Origin of the sequence: Psychromicrobium lacuslunae (assembly GCF_000950575.1) — a bacterium.
Lineage (GTDB): Bacteria > Actinomycetota > Actinomycetes > Actinomycetales > Micrococcaceae > Renibacterium > Renibacterium lacuslunae.
On the sequence record NZ_CP011005.1, the window covers coordinates 1311091 to 1330247 of the forward strand.

General features: G+C 59.4%; 20 protein-coding genes and 1 tRNA gene. 10 read left to right on the forward strand and 11 right to left on the reverse strand.

Translation table 11 applies throughout. The annotated features are described in order from the left end of the window. The first annotated feature begins 116 nt into the window (after positions 1-116). Together UM93_RS06125 and UM93_RS06130 are read left to right on the forward strand one after the other, a co-directional pair. A complete protein-coding gene (locus UM93_RS06125) occupies positions 117-596 on the forward strand; it encodes a nuclear transport factor 2 family protein (protein ID WP_045074380.1) in 480 nt (159 codons plus the stop codon). 12 nt (positions 597-608) lie between these two features. Continuing rightward, on the forward strand, positions 609-1169 hold the full coding sequence (locus tag UM93_RS06130; RefSeq protein WP_045074381.1) for a GNAT family N-acetyltransferase: 561 nt from the start codon (positions 609-611) through the stop codon (positions 1167-1169). Positions 1170-1290: 121 nt separating this feature from the next. Here UM93_RS06130 and UM93_RS06135 read toward each other — a convergent pair. From UM93_RS06135 to UM93_RS06150, 4 genes are all read right to left on the reverse strand, one after another. Then, positions 1291-1366: transfer RNA gene (locus UM93_RS06135), tRNA-Val, on the reverse strand. Positions 1367-1432: 66 nt separating this feature from the next. Further along, positions 1433-2368: an NAD-dependent protein deacetylase gene (locus UM93_RS06140; protein ID WP_045074383.1), complete on the reverse strand. Its 936-nt coding sequence runs from the start codon at positions 2366-2368 to the stop codon at positions 1433-1435. Next, on the reverse strand, positions 2365-2832 hold the full coding sequence (locus tag UM93_RS06145; protein ID WP_045074384.1) for a redoxin domain-containing protein: 468 nt from the start codon (positions 2830-2832) through the stop codon (positions 2365-2367). The genes UM93_RS06140 and UM93_RS06145 overlap by 4 nt, the downstream gene beginning before the upstream one ends. Next, a complete protein-coding gene (locus UM93_RS06150; RefSeq protein ID WP_045076981.1) occupies positions 2829-3248 on the reverse strand; it encodes a DUF3052 domain-containing protein in 420 nt (139 codons plus the stop codon). Before UM93_RS06150 ends, UM93_RS06145 begins: the two co-directional genes overlap by 4 nt. Before the next feature lie 265 nt (positions 3249-3513). Here UM93_RS06150 and aceE point away from each other — a divergent pair, with 265 nt between their 5' ends. From aceE to fabF, 8 genes are all read left to right on the forward strand, one after another. Beyond that, entirely contained in the window at positions 3514-6303 is a 2790-nt protein-coding gene (gene aceE, locus UM93_RS06155) for a pyruvate dehydrogenase (acetyl-transferring), homodimeric type (protein WP_234399391.1), read from the forward strand. Between the two features lie 234 nt (positions 6304-6537). Further along, entirely contained in the window at positions 6538-7122 is a 585-nt protein-coding gene (locus tag UM93_RS06160) for a dihydrofolate reductase family protein (protein ID WP_045074386.1), read from the forward strand. Next, on the forward strand, positions 7119-7790 hold the full coding sequence (locus UM93_RS06165; protein WP_045074387.1) for a Type 1 glutamine amidotransferase-like domain-containing protein: 672 nt from the start codon (positions 7119-7121) through the stop codon (positions 7788-7790). The genes UM93_RS06160 and UM93_RS06165 overlap by 4 nt, the downstream gene beginning before the upstream one ends. A gap of 161 nt (positions 7791-7951) precedes the next feature. Next, a complete protein-coding gene (locus UM93_RS06170) occupies positions 7952-9142 on the forward strand; it encodes a PucR family transcriptional regulator (RefSeq protein WP_045074389.1) in 1191 nt (396 codons plus the stop codon). A gap of 135 nt (positions 9143-9277) precedes the next feature. Further along, the gene (locus UM93_RS06175; RefSeq protein WP_045074390.1) at positions 9278-10231 is read left to right on the forward strand and encodes an ACP S-malonyltransferase; all 954 of its coding nucleotides are present in this window, start codon (positions 9278-9280) and stop codon (positions 10229-10231) included. Further along, positions 10231-11289 carry a beta-ketoacyl-ACP synthase III gene (locus UM93_RS06180; RefSeq protein WP_045074392.1) on the forward strand — a complete coding sequence of 353 codons (1059 nt, stop codon included), beginning with the start codon at positions 10231-10233 and terminating at the stop codon, positions 11287-11289. Before UM93_RS06175 ends, UM93_RS06180 begins: the two co-directional genes overlap by 1 nt. Positions 11290-11418: 129 nt before the next feature. After that, positions 11419-11664 (forward strand): acyl carrier protein, encoded by a 246-nt coding sequence (locus UM93_RS06185; protein WP_045074393.1) that lies wholly within the window; start codon positions 11419-11421, stop codon positions 11662-11664. A 146-nt stretch (positions 11665-11810) separates the two neighbouring features. Further along, positions 11811-13046: a beta-ketoacyl-ACP synthase II gene (gene fabF, locus UM93_RS06190; protein ID WP_045074394.1), complete on the forward strand. Its 1236-nt coding sequence runs from the start codon at positions 11811-11813 to the stop codon at positions 13044-13046. 150 nt (positions 13047-13196) lie between these two features. On the opposite strand, the gene UM93_RS06195 is transcribed toward fabF, so the two are convergent. The 7 genes from UM93_RS06195 to UM93_RS06225 all read right to left on the reverse strand — a co-directional run bounded on the left by UM93_RS06195 (position 13197) and on the right by UM93_RS06225 (position 19130). Beyond that, on the reverse strand, positions 13197-13700 hold the full coding sequence (locus tag UM93_RS06195; protein ID WP_045074396.1) for a DUF3145 domain-containing protein: 504 nt from the start codon (positions 13698-13700) through the stop codon (positions 13197-13199). Between the two features lie 181 nt (positions 13701-13881). Then, positions 13882-14808 (reverse strand): tyrosine recombinase XerC, encoded by a 927-nt coding sequence (locus tag UM93_RS06200; RefSeq protein WP_045074397.1) that lies wholly within the window; start codon positions 14806-14808, stop codon positions 13882-13884. 67 nt (positions 14809-14875) lie between these two features. Beyond that, positions 14876-16114 carry a DNA-processing protein DprA gene (gene dprA, locus UM93_RS06205; protein WP_324606747.1) on the reverse strand — a complete coding sequence of 413 codons (1239 nt, stop codon included), beginning with the start codon at positions 16112-16114 and terminating at the stop codon, positions 14876-14878. Then, positions 16111-17652, reverse strand: a complete 1542-nt coding sequence (locus UM93_RS06210) for a YifB family Mg chelatase-like AAA ATPase (RefSeq protein ID WP_045074399.1) — start codon at positions 17650-17652, stop codon at positions 16111-16113. The genes dprA and UM93_RS06210 overlap by 4 nt, the downstream gene beginning before the upstream one ends. Beyond that, complete coding sequence (locus tag UM93_RS06215; RefSeq protein WP_082057251.1) at positions 17649-18005, reverse strand: YraN family protein; 357 nt, start codon at positions 18003-18005, stop codon at positions 17649-17651. The genes UM93_RS06210 and UM93_RS06215 overlap by 4 nt, the downstream gene beginning before the upstream one ends. A gap of 119 nt (positions 18006-18124) precedes the next feature. After that, a complete protein-coding gene (locus UM93_RS06220; protein WP_045074402.1) occupies positions 18125-18451 on the reverse strand; it encodes a DUF2469 domain-containing protein in 327 nt (108 codons plus the stop codon). 7 nt (positions 18452-18458) lie between these two features. Then, positions 18459-19130: a ribonuclease HII gene (locus UM93_RS06225; RefSeq protein WP_045074403.1), complete on the reverse strand. Its 672-nt coding sequence runs from the start codon at positions 19128-19130 to the stop codon at positions 18459-18461. Positions 19131-19157 lie beyond the last annotated feature (27 nt).

Consider the following 19157-nt stretch of genomic DNA (forward strand, 5'->3'; position numbering starts at 1 on the left):
GGGCAAAGCAAGCAAGGTGTCAGGACGTGCGGAAAGCTGGTGGAATAGCTTTGAGTACTCATAGACTGAGTTCTGACCATTGCAATCACACGTCGAATCGTCGAGAGCGGGTATCTGTGACACCACCTCAGCAAGAATCCGAGGCCAGCACGAACTCCGCGATTTCTGCGGTCGTCGAAAGGTTCCTCAGCGCTTTTGTCTCCGGTACAGAGGCGGCGCAGCGGGCAGAACTACTCCGCGAGGTGTTGCTACCGGAGGCGATCATCGTCCGTACCTGCGGCCAGCAGCCAGCGATTTACTCGGTTGAGGAGTTCATCGCGCCACGAATTGAGCTACTTAGCTCGGGTCGATTCGAGAACTTTCGGGAATGGCTGGTGTCCAGCCAGATCGAGGTCTTCGGGGACATCGCCCAAGCCTGGTGCCGGTATTCGAAATCCTGGACCGAGGCGGGTGAAGAGCACCTGGAACATGGCATGAAGACAGTTCACTTAATTCGCACCGGGGACGAATGGCGAATCAGCGCGATGGCCTGGGACGACGAACGGTCTGGTCTGAAAATTCCAGACTTTCAGCCCCGAGACCCCGCAATTGCTTAGCGGGTGGATGTTATGTTGAGCCATCAACTCGCTCCGGGTACCGTACTCCGGGCTCTTGAACCTTGGCATGCCGAGGAGTTCTCTGCACATATGGATCGGGCGCGGGAGCATATCCGGCCATGGGTGGGGCCTTCCTTCGTCGCTGACGGGGTTGAAGCGGCCCGTGGCACGCTCTCCAAATATGCCCGGGCGAGCGCCGAGGACGGTGGCCGGCTGATCGGGATCTGGCTGAACGAAATCTTGGTGGGAGGCGTGATGTTTGTGGCCTTCGACGCAAAGCGACGCACCGCCGAGTTGGGTTGCTGGCTCGAGCCCTCAGCTCAGGGCAATGGCCTGATCACTAGATCCTGTCAGTTCCTTATTGACTGGGCGTTTAATCAGCGCGGTATCCACCGGATTGAATGGCATTGCCGAGCCACTAATGTTCGTTCCGCGGCGACCGCCGAGCGACTCGGGATGACCTTGGACGGCACGATGCGGCAAGCCTGGCAACTCGAGGACGGTTTCGACGACACTCAGATCTGGGCGCTGCTGGCCCGCGATGCTCCGGTTCGAGGACTCAGCAATTCATAAAGTGAGCTGACCCTGATTGTCCTTCTACGGTTTTGGGTATTTCGTTTGCCAACGGTGAATTGCAAGTCTTAAACCACAAACCGCCGTTTTGACGTGTAATACGTCTGAACGGCGGCTTCGTTGGTGGGTCCTACCGGGATCGAACCGATGACATCCACGGTGTAAACGTGGCGCTCTACCAGCTGAGCTAAAGACCCATAGTGCTTGATCGTTGTTCGGCTGTGCCGCGCAACGAAGTACTACTCTACCCGATGTTGACTTGTTTATCGCAAATCGGGCAGCTCATTGGCGAGGTACTCCAATGCTGCACCGACTCCGAGATCGATTTTCAGCGTTGCGAGATCGTCGCCTCGGGTCTGGCCGCGGTTAATAATCACCACCGATTTGCCGTCCTTCACCGCGCGTCGTGGAAACCTCAGTCCGCTCATTACGGTGAGCGATGAACCGGCGACCAACAACACTTCCGCCCGATTGAGGATCTCAAAGCTTCGCTCAACTCGTTCCTTCGGCACATTCTCGCCGAAAAAGACAAAATCTGGTTTCAGCATGCCCCCGCAGACCGGACAAGCCAGAATGTGGAACGAGTCGATCAGCTCGGCGCTATCCAGTTCGGCGTCGGCATCGGGAGCTAAGTCGATCTCCCCGCTCGCCTCTGCCCTCTCCACGAAACCAGGATTGGCCTGGTCAATCAGCAGGGCGATCTGATTCCGGCCGAACTCGGTTTCGCAGTTGAGGCAGATCACTCGATCGAAGCGGCCATGTAAATCAACCACGTTCCTCGCCCCGGCATCCTCATGCAACCTATCGACATTCTGGGTGATGGTCCCGCTCAGCAGGCCGCGTGCCTCCAACCGGGCAGCCGCAAAATGACCGGAATTTGGCTTGGCATGGTGCAAGTGCCGCCAACCTAACTGGTTTCGCGCCCAATAACGACGGCGGAGCGACTCATCCTGGGTGAACTGCTGATAGGTCAGAGGATTGCGAACCGGCGCTCCAGGACCTCGATAATCCGGGATGCCCGAGTCTGTGCTCAGGCCGGCACCGGTCAGTAAAGCGATTTGCCGCCCCTGCAACTGCGCAACGGCTTGTTCGAGGAGTTCGCGTTGCGGCTCGGTCAGTTCGACGCTCGAATCGGCACCGTCGGTCGCCACGAAGCCGGTCAAGCCCAGACCTGGCCGCCGGACCCTGGCATCGCTCACTTCGCAGCCAAAGCGGTCAGGGCATCCTGGTAGCTTTCCCAGCTACGGGCGGTGCTGCTCGGGCTGCCGAAACTGACCTGCAGCAGACCTAACTCATCGAACAGAAAGCTGCCGCGTTCGGCCATCCCGCGTGTCTCGTTAAAGACGCCAAAGGCCCGGGACACCTCACCGTGCGGCCAGAAGTCGCTTAAGAACTCAAAAGGGAGTTCGGCGGCCTCAGCATATGCTCTGAGTGCATACTTGGTATCTGTCGAGACACCGAGCACGCTTACCGCGGCAGCGGTGAAGCTCTCCGCATGTTCCTTCAACTCAAACCATTCGGAACCGCAAGTAGGCGAGAAGGCGAAGGGGTAAAAGACCAGCAGCAACCGACGGCCTAGCAAGCCATCGCTCAGGACTCGCTCGCCAAACTGATTCTCAAGGTTGAAATCAGGGAGCCTGGCGCCGGGCTTGAGCATTGTCATTTATTGCGGCGGGGAACCAAGCGAGTAGCCGCCCAGTCTTCCGAAACACCCACCGAGGAGGTGACATGCAAGCCAGCGGTGGGCGCAGCTTCCTGAATCTCAGCGGGCGGCAAGTAGCCCTCGCGTCCCGACTTGGGGCTCAGGACCCAGACCACTCCGCCGTCCTCTAAGGAAGTCAGCACATCCATCAGCGCATCCACTAAATCGCCGTCGTCGGCCCGATGCCAAAGTAAAACCGCATCGACAACCTCGTGATCATCTTCCTCGAGAAGCTCGGAACCGATCAGATCCTCAATATCGTCACGGAGGTCAAAATCAATGTCCTCGTCGTATCCGAACTCCTGAATCAGATCGCCTGCTTTGAACCCAAGTGGTACCGCCACATTCGCCGATGTGCCGGCGTCGGCCTCGCTCACGGTGTTTACCGAACCTTTCTGCAGTATGTGTTTGATCACAAGACAACACCCTAATCCCGCCAGCTTCAAGTCCCTCGTTGCCACTCCGCAATAGCTCGGAACCGCTCAGCAAGGCCTCAGGTAGCCCCGCGGCTCGGCCTCAGTATGTTCTCAAATGCCCGGAATCCCGCCGCCGCTCGCTTCATAGTCCGGCCCTCAGCTACGCATCCCTCGCCTTGGAGGACTAGAGTAAACGATGGGTTAAACCCATGAATGCTTCAGACCAATGTTGCAAAAGCATGCTTCACAAGAGAGGTTGAACGTGACTGCTGGGGAAGAAAATTCTCACATTCTGAGCGTGTTGACGAATCAGCTGCCTGACCGAGATCCGGAGGAAACGGCTGAGTGGATTGAGTCCCTTGATTCGCTGATTAAGGAACAGGGCACCGAACGGGCGCAATTCATTATGCGTTCCTTGCTGCAGCGCGCCGGAGCGCAAAGCGTCGGTGTGCCGATGGTGACCACCACCGACTACGTCAACACCATCCCCGCCGATCAGGAACCCGAGTTCCCCGGCGACGAGGAAATCGAACGTAAATACCGCGCCTGGCTGCGCTGGAATGCTGCCGTAATGGTGCACCGGGCGCAGAAGCCCAGCATTGGTGTCGGTGGGCACATCTCCACCTACGCTGGCGCGGCAACGCTCTACGAAGTGGGCTTTAATCACTTCTTCCGCGGCAAAGACCACCCCAGCGGCGGCGACCAAGTGTATTTCCAGGGTCACGCCTCCCCCGGCATGTACGCCCGCGCCTTCATGGAAGGCCGATTGAGCGAGGAAGATCTCGACGGGTTCCGTCAGGAGAAATCCAAAGAAGGTCACGGACTCTCCTCCTACCCGCACCCACGACTAATGCCTGAGTTCTGGGAATTCCCCACCGTTTCAATGGGCATCGGTCCGATGAATGCGATCTACCAGGCGCAGTCCAACCGCTATCTGGAGAACCGCGGCATCAAAGACACCTCCGATGCTCAGGTCTGGGCTTTCCTGGGTGACGGCGAAATGGACGAGCCGGAATCCCGTGGCCTGCTGCAGCTCGCTGCCAATGACAAGCTGGACAACCTTAACTTCGTGATCAACTGCAATCTGCAGCGCCTTGACGGTCCGGTGCGCGGCAACGGCAAGATTATGCAAGAACTTGAAGCTTTCTTCCGTGGCGCCGGTTGGAATGTGATCAAGGTGGTCTGGGGCCGCGAGTGGGATAGCCTGCTGGCCAAGGACGACGACGGCGCGTTGGTCGACATCATGAACACCACTGTCGACGGCGACTATCAGACCTATAAGGCAGAGTCCGGCGGTTTCGTCCGCGAGCACTTCTTCGGAAAGTCCCCGCAGACCAAGGAAATGGTCGCCGATATGACCGATGAAGAGATCTGGAACCTCAAGCGCGGCGGTCATGACTATCGCAAGGTTTACGCTGCGTACAAGGCTGCCGTGGAGTTCAAGGGCAAGCCAACTGTGATTCTGGCGCACACCGTCAAGGGTTACGGCTTGGGCACCCACTTCGAGGGCCGCAATGCGACCCACCAGATGAAGAAGCTCACTCTGCAAGACCTCAAGGATTTCCGAGATCACCTGCGGATCCCGATCACCGATGAGCAGCTCGAGGCCGATCCCTACAGCCCGCCTTACTACCACCCGGGGATGGATGCGCCGGAGATCAAGTACTTGATGGAGCGACGTCAGGCACTCGGCGGCTTCCTGCCCGAGCGTCGGCACCAGCACACCGAGCTGACGCTGCCGGGCGATAAGGCTTATGAGGTAGCCAATCGTGGTTCCGGCAAACAGCTAGCTGCCACCACGATGGCCTTCGTCCGTTTACTCAAGGACCTAATGCGGGACAAGGAATTCGGCAAGCGAGTGGTGCCGATCATCCCTGATGAGGCACGTACTTTCGGCATGGACTCGTTCTTCCCGACCGCTAAGATCTACAACCCGAAGGGTCAGAATTATCTCTCGGTGGACCGGGATCTGGTGTTGGCCTACAAGGAATCCCCGGCCGGTCAGATTGTGCACGCAGGCATTAATGAAGCTGGCTCTGTTGCGGCCTTCACCGCAGCGGGGACTTCCTACGCTACTCACGGCGAACCGCTGATCCCGATTTATGTTTTCTACTCGATGTTCGGCTTCCAGCGCACCGGTGACGGGCTTTGGGCTGCGGCCGATCAGATGACCCGCGGCTTCGTGATTGGGGCCACCGCTGGCCGCACCACGCTGACGGGTGAAGGTCTGCAACACGCGGATGGTCATTCGCTGATTCTGGCTTCGACTAACCCTGCGGTGGTCAGCTACGACCCGGCCTATGGTTACGAAATCGGTCACATCATGCGTTCCGGTCTGGAGCGGATGTACGGCAAGGACGGCTCGCTGACCGAAGAGCAGCGGAACGTGATGTACTACTTGACCGTCTACAACGAGCCGATCCTGCAGCCGGCAGCTCCCGAAGAACTCGACGTGAATGGCATCGTGAAGGGTATCTACCTGCTCGCCCCGGCCAAGATCGATGGTCCGCGCACACAGCTGCTAGCTAGTGGCGTGGCGGTACCGTGGGCGCTCGAAGCACAGCAGATCCTCGCTGAGGAATGGGGTGTCTCGGCGGACGTCTGGTCGGTCACTTCCTGGACCGAATTGCGTCGCGATGGCCTCGCTGCGGAAGAGGAACAGTTCCTCAACCCGGCAGCTCAGGCTCGCACCCCCTTTGTCACCCAGCAATTGGCTGGCGCGACCGGTCCGATTGTCGCGGTGACCGATCATATGAAGGCGGTACCGGATCAGATTCGCCAATTCGTGCCGAATGAGTTTGCCACCCTGGGCGCCGATGGCTTCGGCTTCTCGGATACTAGGGCCGCGGCTCGTCGTTTCTTCAAGATCGATTCGCACTCCATCGTGGTGCGAGCGCTAGAAATGCTGGCGCGTCGCGGTGAGATCGATTGGCAGGCTCCTACGCAGGCAATCGAAAAGTACCGGCTGCTTGATGTGAACGCTGGCACTACCGGCAACGCTGGCGGCGATAGCTAGTTCAGCAGGCCGTACCAAGGTGCCGTTATCTGGCCTCAGTGAATCCACGATTCACTGAGGCCAGACTGCATTAAACCCTGGATAACTGTGCTCCTGAAGGCCGTGCCGAGAAAATCCGCGCGGAGTAGGATAAGAGCACCTCAGCGGCTCGCGAGTTCCGGCTGTTCTGACCGGGGCATCGTTCTGCCAAGGACAAACTACCGGCCGCTGATTCCCGGACCGCGAAGGAGCGAGATGCTGTTGGTATCGATGGGTGTATCGATTGATGGGTATATCAACGACCGCAGTGGCGGTATCGGCTGGACAGTACCGAGCGATGAGTTGTTCGCCTTCCATCTCGCCCGAGTCAGCCAACTTGGCGGCTGCCTCTTGGGCCGACGAATGTACCAGACAATGCAAGTCTGGGAGACCGATCCAACGCTGATTAGAACACCGCTCGACGCAGAATTCGCTGAGGTCTGGAAAGCGCTACCGAAAGTCGTCTTCAGCCGTAGCCTGGATCGAGTCGAAGGGAATGCGCGCCTCGCCACCGGAACGCTGAGTGAAGAGATCGAGAGCCTTCGGGCATCCACCGATAAGGATATCGAGATCAGTGGCGCGGAGTTGGCAGGCCCGGCGATCGAGGCTGGCCTGGTCGACGAACTGGGGATTTTTCGGTATCCGATTATCGTCGGCGGTGGCACACCTTTGCTTCCCGCCGTTCCCACGCCAATCACCTTGGACCTGGTGGAAAGTCGAGTCTTCAGCCCAAACGTGATCTATGAACGCTATCGCCGGGCGAATGGCTCCTCGGCACCGAGCGATGGACCAAGCCAGTGAAACTGCTACTCACCTCCGGAGGAGTCACCAACGCGAGCATCCGTGAGGCATTGACCGAACTTTTGGACAAGCCTATCGAGGAGTCCAGCGCGCTCGTGGTACCCACCGCACAATGGGGTCAGCCGATGTGTTCAGCCCAGACGGTCTGGAAAACCATTGCAGATGGCTGGGACGCCCCAGGAGGTTTGTGCGGTCTGGGTTGGAAGTCGATTGGTGTGCTAGAACTAACTGCTTTACCAAGCATCGATGAGGAACGCTGGACCCGCTGGGTGCGAGATGCCGACGCACTGCTCGTCGATGGCGGCGAAGCCAGTTATCTCAGCCACTGGATCAAACAATCAGGTCTTGGGCAACTGTTGCCCGAGTTGCAGGAAACCGTGTGGCTTGGTGTCAGCGCAGGCAGCATGGCGCTGACACCAAGAGTTGGCCGGGAGTTCCTCAATTGGCGTCCCGAGCAAGGCGACGAAACGCTCGGCTTGGTCGATTTCTCAATATTTCCTCACCTCGACTATCCCGGTTGGCCGGATCACACCATCGAACACGCGCAGCGGTGGGCACGGAATATTCCGGGGCCTGCCTATGCCCTCGATGATCAATCAGCGATCCGGGTCGAGAACACTGAGGTAAAACTCGTTTCAGAAGGACGATGGGAACTTCTCAAGACCTGATCAAGGCCGGTCAAGGCTGATCACGAGTCTTCGACTGCCCTTCGAGGCCTCCGTCGTTCTCGACAAGGCTTGTCGGATTCACACAAAATAGTTGAGCTTATTCCTCCATAACAACTGAATGATTGTTAGATTCATACAAGAACTAGGTCTAGACTCTCTTCATGCCTTCTTTAAAACCTGCCAAGGTTAGTGCCCTGAGTAATCCGCAGACCTTGGCTAAACTACGCTCCAGCATTGGCATCCTTTCCACTACCACGACCAAACAACTCGACGTCTCGCTGCCGTGGTTCCGTCGCCTGGACGCCGAAGAGCGCAGCGCCCTGGGCCTGCTGGCCCAAAACGGCATCGCTTCGTTCGTTAGCTACTATGAAAAGCCCGCCTCACCGGCCTGGGTTCTCACCGATATTTTTGGAAACGCACCAACCGAGCTAGCTAGTTCGATTAGCCTGCAAAAAGCGCTCCAGGTAATTCGGATTGTGGTTCAGACAGTCGAAGACCAAGTCCCCGATTTAGCCGCCCCCGGCGATGAGGCTGCACTGCGGGAAGCCGTTTTGCGTTACGCCCGGGAGGTGGCGTTTGCGGCTGCGGATGTCTATGCGCGGGCGGCCGAATCACGTGGCGCGTGGGACACCCGTCTGGAATCGTTGATCGTCGATGCGATCCTGCGCGGCGAGAATACCGATGTGCTGCGTTCCCGGATTGCCGCCCTCGGTTGGAAATCAGACGACCGGTTCACCGTGATGGTCGGCTCGGCGCCGGAGGGAGCTGGCCAAGGCTTTGTCAACGAGTTGCGTCGAGCGGCCAGCCGACACGCCGAAGACGCCTTAGTGGGCATCCAAGGTGACCGGTTGATCGTGGTGCTTGGCGGGGTGAACGATTCTGAAAGCGCCTACTTCCGAATTAGCGAACTATTCGGCCAGGGTCCGGTGGTTTACGGCCCGGAGGCGGCTTCGCTCGTGGAAGCCAGCCATTCGGCTAGGGCAGCCTTCGCCGGGCTGGCAGCGATCCGCGCCTGGCCCCAAGCGCCCCGCCCCGCTGCCGCTAATGACCTATGGCCTGAGCGGGTGATGAACGGTGACGACGATGCGCGGCGAGCCTTGGTGCGAGGGATCTATCGTCCGCTGTTAGCGGCTTCAAATGGGCTGGTCGAGACGCTCAGCAGCTACCTCGCCCTGGGCCATTCGCTTGAAGCAACTGCCCGCGAGCTATTCGTCCACGCCAACACGGTGCGTTACCGCTTGCGGCGGGTGACCGATGTTACCGGTTGGGATCCGCTGCTGCCCCGGGAGGCTTTTGTCCTGCAAACCGCCCTTGCGGTCGGTAGACTGGCACAACCCATGAAAGCCCAATGATGGACAGTCAACTAAAACTCGGACTGCTTTCGTGGCAACTACTGATACTTTTTGTAGACAACCTACAAGATGCCTGCAGCAGCTTGGTGTCGACAAACACCGGAAAATCCGGTTCTTTTTGGAAAGCTAGATAACGTGTTTGCAATCCTCTGCCCTGGACAGGGCGCCCAGTCCCCCGGCTTCCTCGCTCCTTGGCTCGAGTTGCCTGGCGTTGCGGAACAATTAGCCGCGCTCAGCGAGGTCGCCGGTGTTGACTTAGCTGCACACGGTACCAGCTCTGACGCTGAGACCATTAAAGACACCGCCATCGCGCAGCCGCTGATCGTGGCCGCGGGCTTGATTGCTGGCCGGGCGCTGCTCGGCGATCAGCTGCTCAGCAGCGCTAATCCTCACGCTCTTGCCGCGGGTCATTCGGTAGGCGAAATTACCGCATCCGCGCTGACCGGGCTTTTGAACGAGACGGCGGCGATGACCTTCGTCCGGGAACGTGCCAATGGAATGGCAAAGGCGGCCGCCGTCACCCCGACCGGAATGAGCGCCGTGCTAGGTGGCGACCCCGTCGAGGTCTTGGCCGCGATTGCCGCGGCCGGGCTCACCCCGGCCAATGTCAACGGTGCGGGGCAGACCGTGGCCGCTGGCACCCTTGAGCAGCTCGCCGCGTTCGCAGAGAACCCGCCTGCCAAAGCCAGAGTCATCCCACTGAAGGTAGCCGGTGCATTCCATACCGAGCATATGGCTTCCGCGGTGACAGCACTGGAGTCCCTCAAACCAACGCTGAATCCTAGCGATCCCGCAGTCACCTTGCTTTCCAACTACGACGGGGCCGAGGTCTCCTCCGGTGCCGCCGGGCTAGAGAGCTTGATTGCGCAGGTCTCTCGTCCGGTGCGCTGGGATCTTTGCATGGAGACCATGCTGAGCCGCGGCGTCTCCGCCGTTATCGAATTGGCTCCCGCCGGGACCCTGGTGGGACTAGCCAAGCGAGCAATGCCGGGCGTGAGCAGTGTCGCGGTAAAAACACCCGCCGATCTTGAAGCAGCCCGTGAACTGATCGCAAGCGCCGCCTCGGCAGCGCCAGCGGAAGGGAAATAATGTCCACCCCCAGTCTCAAACAATCTGCTCTCCGGGAGCACAGCCGCATCCTAGGCCTCGGCTCCTACCGCTCCGAACTGGTCGTCACCAATGATGACGTTTGCCAGTGGATCGATTCCTCCGATGAGTGGATTCGGCAGCGCACCGGCATTGTCACCCGCCGTCGCGCACCGAAGGAAATCGGCGTGGTCGAAATGGCTGAGGCGGCCGCTCGCGAGGCAATGGCTCAAGCTGGCATTGAGGCCTCTCAGCTGGGCGCGGTCATCGTTTCCACCGTGACACACCAGTTCGCAACCCCCTCGGCGGCATCGCTGCTGGCCGATCGGCTCGGCGCGACTCCGGCCCCGGCTTTTGATATCTCGGCGGCCTGCGCTGGTTATTGCTATGGCATAGGTCAGGCCGATGCGCTAGTTCGCTCCGGCACCGCTGACTACGTCTTGGTGGTCGGTGTTGAGAAGCTCTCCGACGTGATCGACAACCACGAACGCACCATTTCCTTCCTGCTCGGTGATGGTGCCGGTGCGGCCGTTATTGGCCCTTCCGAAAGCGCTGGCATCGGGCCGACCATCTGGGGCTCCGACGGTAGCAAGTGGGACGCTATCGGGATGACCCATTCGCTGCTTGAGGTTCGAGATTTCTCGCTCGCAGCACGCACCGACACCGGCCCGGACGAAGCGCTGGCTTCTGCTGGCATGAACCTTTGGCCGACGCTACGTCAGGACGGCCAAACAGTTTTCCGCTGGGCGGTCTGGGAGATGGCCAAAGTGGCCAAGCAGGCGCTGGAGGCCGCTGGCGTCACCGCTGATGATCTTGCTGCTTTTGTGCCCCACCAGGCCAATATGCGAATTATTGATTCTCTGGTGAAGGAACTGAAGCTGCCCGACCACGTGGTGGTTGGCCGCGATATCGAAGACACCGGCAACACCTCCGCCGCATCGATCCCGCTGGCCACTGTCAGGCTGCTTCAAGAAAACCCTGAGCTCAGCGGCGGACTGTCGCTACAAATCGGTTTCGGTGCGGGTCTGGTATTCGGCGCCCAGGTAGTAGTTTTGCCATAAATTCATAGTTTTAGCGAGCTTTCCGCGCAAAACGCAGTGAAAGTTCGCGATTCAGGCCACATCCGTGGTTTGATCGACACTGCTCAGGACAAATTCTGCTGAGCGAACACCGTAGAAAGGGAGCCAAGAATGGCTAGCAACGAAGAAATCCTGGCCGGTTTGGCCGAGATCGTGAACGAGGAGACCGGCTTGGCTCCCGAGGCTGTGGAGCTGGACAAGTCCTTCACCGACGATCTTGACATTGACTCCATCTCGATGATGACCATCGTGGTCAACGCCGAAGAGAAGTTCGATGTACGCATTCCGGACGAAGAGGTCAAGAACCTCAAGACCGTTGGCGACGCCGTTAGCTACATCGCTAACGCCCAGAGCTAATACCCCGAAACAGCGCTGTTGCAGTGCAGCACCTGCCGTCATAGCAGCGAAGGTGCTGCGCTGAGACAGGGGCTAGCTCGGTCCGGTTAATGGTGTGCTGAACGCCGCCGCTAATCGTTATTTCATACCTTTAAGAGAGAGAAAACATGTCCCGCAAAGTTGTCATCACAGGACTGGGCGCGACCACCCCGATCGGTGGCGATGTCCCCACAACCTGGAAGAACGCGTTGATCGGCGTCTCCGGAGCGCACACCCTCACTGATGACTGGGTCGAGAAGTACGAGCTGCCGGTAACTTTTGCCGCCAGGGTATCCAACCCGGCGGATCAGGTACTGACCAGGGTCGAAGCCAAGCGGCTGGATCCATCCAGTCAGTTCGCCGTGATCGCCGCCCGCGAGGCGTGGCAAGATGCCGCGATTGAAGATGTTGATCACGATCGCTTTGCTGTTGCCTTCGCCACTGGTATTGGCGGCGTCTGGACCCTGCTCGATGCCTGGGACACCCTGCGTGACCGTGGCCCCCGACGGGTACTGCCGATGACGGTACCGATGCTGATGCCCAATGGCGCAGCTGCGGCCGTCAGCTTAGACCTCGGCGCTCGTGGCGGGGCGCATACCCCGGTTTCGGCCTGTGCTTCCGGCACTGAGGCACTCCACCAAGGGCTTGAACTGATTCGTTCAGGCAAGGTCGACGTCGTGATGGCCGGTGGCACCGAAGCAGCAATTCACCCGATGACGCTCGCCTCCTTCTCCTCCATGCAGGCGCTCTCCCGGCGCAACGATGACCCTGAGCACGCTTCCCGCCCCTACGACCTCAATCGCGATGGCTTCGTGATGGGTGAAGGTGCCGGTGCTCTGGTGCTTGAAGCAGAAGAGCACGCCCTCGCTCGCGGCGCGCGCATCTACGGTGAGCTGGCCGGCACCTCGGTGACCGCCGATGCCTACCACATCACCGCCCCTGACCCGGAAGGCCTGGGTGCGACCCGAGCCCTCAAGGCTGCACTCTTTGATGCCCGGGCGCAGGCCGAAGACGTGGTGCACGTCAATGCGCACGCCACTTCCACCCCGGTCGGCGATAAGCCGGAGTACACCGCTCTGAAGGCCGCACTGGGCAATCACGTGGACAATGTGGCGGTGTCCGCTACTAAGTCGCAGATGGGCCACCTGCTCGGCGCTTCCGGTGCTGTAGAGGCTGTGCTGACCACGATGGCAGTGGTTGATCGCAAGGCACCGGCCACCATTAACTTGGAGAACCAGGACCCGGAAATCCCGCTCGACGTGGTCACCACAGCCCGCGATTTGCCGAAGGGCGATATTGTCGCGCTCAGCAACTCATTCGGCTTTGGTGGGCACAACGCGGTGATCGTGGTGCGTAACTACTAAGACGGCGAGTTCACCGTAGGCATTCCCGCGGTGAACTCAAACGGCTGTGGGTCGGTAGGAGGATTTCCTACCGACCCACAGCCGTTTGTTCTTCTCAATTATCTGCGTCAGAGCCACTGCCGCTAATCTAGGTCTTTCGACCTCGAGGAACTAGCCAACCTGATGCAGCCAACGCACCGGCGCACCCTCGGCGGCGTGCCGGAAAGCTTCCAATTCCTCATCCCAGGCTTCGCCGAGTGCTATTGAGAGTTCATGGTAGACCCGGGCAGGATCCCCCGCTCCCGCTTCGTAGGCGTAGCGAATCCGGTCTTCGGAGACCATGATATTGCCGTGCACATCGGTGACTGCATGGAAGATGCCCAGTTCAGGGGTATGTGACCAGCGTCCGCCATCCACACCGGAGCTCGGCTCCTCTGTTACCTCGTAGCGCAAGTGAGCCCAGCCGCGGAGCGCTGAGGCCAGCAGAGACCCGGTGCCTTGCGGCCCGGTCCAGGACAGTTCTGCCCTAAACATTCCGGGCGCAGCAGGCTGAGCGGTCCACTCAAGATCGGTGCGTGCATCGAGCACCGATCCGATGGCCCACTCTACGTGCGGGCACAACGCAGTAGGGGCGGAGTGCACGAAAAGCACTCCACGTGCCATTACAACAGACATTCCATCCTCCATAGCTGTAGGTACGTCTTCCCCAACGACCTGCGTGCTAACGGATGGTTGCCGCTATTTGTTCTAAATTTATTGTGCCGTATTCGGCGACAGAACGCCAGACGCTAATTACCTCAGTGGAATTTCGTGAGTGAAACTTTCATCGAGTGGGCTAAAGGGCGAGCCGGTTGAATCAGGCGCGCGGATGAGCCTGACGGTAGCTTGCCCGCAATCTGTCGACTGAGACATGAGTGTAAATCTGAGTGGTGGCCAGCGATGAATGACCCAGAATTTCTTGCACCGCCCGCAAATCTGCTCCGCCGTCGAGCAAATGCGTTGCAGTGCTGTGCCGTAGCGCATGTGGGCTGGTCGCCGCTGTATCGCCTAAAGCAGCGAGACCTTCGGCGACCACGGCGCGCACCTGCCGTTGGTCAATGCGCCCGCCGCGGGCGCCGAGAAATAGAGCTGCTCCGCTCATTGGCTGATACAACTGAGCACGGCCTTCCCGCAGCCATCGGTTGAGCGCTTTGCTTGCCGGCAGCCCGAAAGGCACTGTACGTTCCTTATTCCCTTTACCCAGCACGCGAACCGTCCGGCGGTCAAAATCCACATCGTCGATATCGAGGGCGGCGAGCTCGCCCACTCGCAGTCCAGCGGCGTAAAGCAACTCGATCATCGCTTGGTTCCGCAGTTCCGGTGCGCTGCCCTCGGCCGCACGCAGCTCGAACTCGGCGATCAGCCGTTGCATCTGCGCCTGATGCAGCACTCCGGGCAAAGTTTTTTGTTGTTTTGGTGCTTTCAGCCGCACGGTGGGATTCTGCTCAATCAGACCCTCACGTAGCGCCCAGGCCATGAGGGTGCGTGCCGATGCCGCTCGACGAGCCAAGGTGGATCGTGCTAGCCCGGCTGAGCTCTGCTCCCCCAGCCACTGCCGGAGGATTGAAAGATCGATCTCCTGCAATGACCGTGCACCATCGGCAATGGCGAAATACATCAGCGAGATCAGATCGGAAAGATACCCGCGCACGGTGTGCTCCGAACGAGCACGTTCGGCCAGCAGATATCGCTCGAAGCCCACAAGGACCTCGGCGAAAGACTCTGGCAGTTCATTCTCCGGCACTCCTCCACTGTGCCGCCAGGAGGCCCCGCAAGCAAGCAGCATCGCCGTGTCGAGGGCGCAGATCTAATCAACCCCGCGGGTGATCCCGGCTCCAGCCGGCATTGCGGCGCTGGGCTAGTCCCAAGGCCTCTAATCGGCCGAGTCCAGCCTGAACGCTAGTGAGGGGAAGCCCCGCTAGCGCACACAATTTATCTGCGCTCGTGGTGTGATGCAGCGGTAACGCATCCAATAAGAGCAGATCCTGCACCGGAAGACCGTCGGTTTCCGAGGTCATTGAGGGCCGTTGAGTATCGATATCACCAAGCGGAGACATTAGCTCAAGTACCTCAGCTGCTTGGGTCACGCAGGCGGCACCCTCACGCAATAATCGATGGCACCCCGCTGAGTTGGCGGAATACACTGATCCGGGAACTGCGGCGACTTCACGTCCCAAGTCCAGGGCATGATGAGCAGTGCTCAGCGCTCCGGAACGCCAGCGCGCCTCTACCACCACGGTGACTGCGGCTAGGGCGGCAATCAATCGATTACGCTGCAGAAATCGATACCTGGTTGGTCGGGCACCCGGCGGCACTTCAGCCAGTACAACGCAGCGCCGCGTAATCTCCATCAGCAGTTCTTGATTACCGGAGGGATAAAAGCGATCGAGCCCACCTGCCATCACCGCAATGGTGGGTAAAGTCAGCTCGCTGGAGGCCTTTAGCGCGCTTCGGTGAGCTATCGCGTCGATTCCGTAAGCCCCGCCTGAAATCACACTTTTCCCCCGGGCGACGAGTTCATCAGAGAGCTCACTAGTCACCGCCTCACCATACGCAGTCGCGTCTCGCGCGCCCACCAGGGCTACAACATCACGAAGCGGCGGCCAGGACAAGCCGGGACCATTGGCCTTGCCCAGATACCACAAGGCAATCGGCTCTCTTAGTCCCAGGTCCCGCAGCGCGGTCGGCCAGTTCGAAGCCTCGGGTATCAATAAGCCGCCGCCCTGTGAGGCGATGAACCGCAGGTCTCGTCTAGGTGAGAGATTCGGCAGCCGAGGCCGCCAACGTGCTAGGCATTCTGTAATGCCGCTCCACTGCTTACTCGCCTGCTCCTGCAGGTAATAAGCAACTCGTTCCTCAGACTTCGGATCAAGTTTCTCGTAGTCGGCGATAATCCTCATGGTGCGCCAAGGACCAAGCACTCGAATCAATGCCAGGCCGGGTAGATCTGAAGGCTCCATTACCCGGCTAAGAGCCGCCCGAGCCAGATAAGTCCCAGATCCTGGCATCACCTGGCCATTAGCTTCTTCCGCAGCAATCCCGGCCGTCACCTTTCGCTCAGCCCCTGAGTGCGCATCGCCAAGGCTCTGCCGATCTGCTCAGCTCCTGGCTCGTCCAGTTCTGCTAGATCGGCCAGCGTCCAGGCCAGTCGCAACACCCGGTCATAACCTCTCGCGGTGAGCCGCCCGCGTTCAAGTGCCAATGCCAGGACTCGGATGGTGCTCGGCGGCAACTGCAGCGCACCACGTAGCAACTGTCCGGGTGCCTCCGAGTTGAGCGAATAGCCATATGTTCCAAGCCGATGACGCGCCCTGTCTCGTGCCCGGGCAACCCGTTGAGCAACCACCTTCGTGGACTCTGACTGTGCACTGTCAGCCAGCTGGGATGACGAGAGTCGATCAACCGTCAGCTGCACATCGACCCGGTCGAGTAGCGGTCCGGAAAGCCTGTGAAAGTATCGTCGCCGCGCAGTGGGGGTACAACTGCAGTCGAGACTTCTCCCCACTGACTTCCCGCAGGGACAAGGGTTCGCAGCGAGTACGAGCTGGAATCGCGCCGGATAATCGGCCACCCCAGCCGCTCGATGAATCACCAGACGTCCGCTCTCTAGCGGCTGCCTCAAGGCGTCGAGCACCCGGCGATCATACTCAGGAGCTTCGTCTAAGAAAAGCACCCCGCGATGCGCCCGAGACGCCGCACCGGGCCTAGGCAGACCATTTCCGCCACCAATAATCGATACCGTACTTGCTGTGTGATGCGGGCTTTCAAAAGGCGGCCGACGAATCAACTGCTGCCGATTGCCGTTTAGGCCGTCGAGCGAATGCACGGCTGTAACCTCCATCGCTTCGGCATCGCTCAGGTCGGGAAGCAATCCGGTCAATCGCTCAGCGAGCATGGTCTTGCCCGCTCCTGGTGGTCCAACTAATAACAAATGATGGCCACCCGCGGCGGCTACCTCGAGCGCCGCCTTGGCCTCGTGTTGGCCTGCCACTTCATTGAGATCGCCTGACACTGCCACCGGCGCAGCCCGGGGTTCTGTCACCGCGATAGTCTCGAGATTGAGATTGAGCTCAGCTGATTTAGCCCCGTAAGCCAGAGCGACCTGCGCCAGCGAGGTAAAGGTACTGACCTCAGCTCCCGGGACAAAGCGCGCTTCGGCAGCGTTCGCCGGCGCGACCACAACAACCGGATAGCCAGCTTGTACGGCAAAAAGTACGGCAGGTAGTACTCCTCGTATCGGACGAAGCCTGCCATCGAGACCGAGTTCAGCCAAGAACACGGTGTGGCCTGGATCATGCACATCAGCGGCAGCTTGCAGGGCGGCCATGGCGATGGCTAAGTCGAAGGAACTGCCATGTTTCGGCAGTGAGGCCGGGAGCAGATTTACGGTGATCTTGCGGCGGCTTAGTGGTAACCCGGCATTCTGCGCGGCGGAACGGATTCTCTCCTTCGCCTCAACGAGTGAGGCATCTGGCAGCCCGAGCAGTTGAAAGGCGGGTAAGGTCTGGCCAATATCGGCCTCCACCTCCACTAGGTAGCCGTTGAGACCTACCAGAGCAATTGAGAGTGTTCTGCCCAGCCCGTTCACCCGATGCCTCGGAGATGCTCAATACTGGCCTCGGCACCGCGAGGAGCCAAGACGGCAACCGCGTCAAGGCGAATCCGGCAGCTCAAATAGCCGTGGTGCCGGGCCCAAAGAACAGCTAAGGTTCTCAGACGACGTAGCTTGGCCTCAGAAATTGCCTCAAATGGATGCCCATAGCTCAAAGATCGCCTGGTTTTCACCTCAATGACAACCAGAATTTCGCCGTCAAACGCAACCAGATCTATCTCGCCTTGAGGGCACCTCCAGTTGAGGTCAACCACCTCAAAACCGCGCCGCGCGAGGAAGTCGGCGGCAAGTTCCTCACCGACTCTGCCAAGTTGCTGTTTAGTGCCCACCACCCCAGTCTGGCGAGGAGTCGGGGACTTTGCTGGCGATTGGGCGAACTCACTGGGCTATGTGAGGAAAACGCGAGAAGAATTCTCCGAGTTTCGGAAATCAGCCGGGAAGAAGGACCTCAGTTGCCTAGGTCGGTTTCCTTAGGCAATTCCAAATCATCGCTCTTCGCCAATTCTTCGACGTTCACATCTTTGAAGGTAATCACCCGCACGTTCTTCACAAAACGTGCTGAGCGATAAACATCCCAAACCCAGGCATCCTGAAGGGTGAGGTCAAAGTAAACCTCGCCGTCGGCCGATCGTGCCTGCAGGTCGACATGATTCGCCAAATAAAAGCGCCGCTCGGTCTCCACCACGTAGCTAAACAAGCCGACCACATCGCGGTACTCGCGGTAGAGCTGCAACTCCATATCGGTTTCATAGTTCTCTAGGTCTTCAGCGCTCATTCAACCATCATGCCTTACCCATCGCACCGGTCAAACGTGAGCTCGCACCGGAGCTCAACTTCCAGCTCTTGCGATGCCATTGACTCGGTCCGAACTGATCAATAGCGGCTCGATGGGCCGCAGTGGCGTAACCCTTATTGACCTTCCAGCCGAACTCGGCGTGTTGTCCATCGAGCTCCACCAAAATAGCGTCGCGTTCCACCTTAGCCAGCACACTCGCTGCTGCCACGCTCAAGCACTGCAGATCTGCTTTGATCATGGTCTGCACCGGCACCTGGACGCCAGCGCCGGCTGGCAGCGGCTGGTCGAAGATACTCAGCTGCCCTTTCGCGGAGAGCCAATCGTGATTACCATCGAGCAGCACAACTTCGGCTCGGATCGGTGACTCTTGCATTTGCTCCCAGGCGCGAGTGCCGGCAAGTTGCAGAGCGGCCATAATGCCAATAGCGTCAATTTCTGCGGCGGAGGCATGGCCTACCGCGTGTGCCAAGCTCCACTCCTTAATCAGCGGAACCAGTCTTTCCCGCTCAGCCACACTGAGGAGCTTAGAGTCCTTCACCCCCGCTAGCGGTTTCTGCGCAGAGGCATCGACCACCACCATCCCCACGGTCACTGGCCCGGCTAGCGCGCCGCGGCCAACCTCGTCGGCACCCGCCACGAACCGGAATCCCGATTCCATTAGCGATCGTTCGGTAGCGAGAGTTGG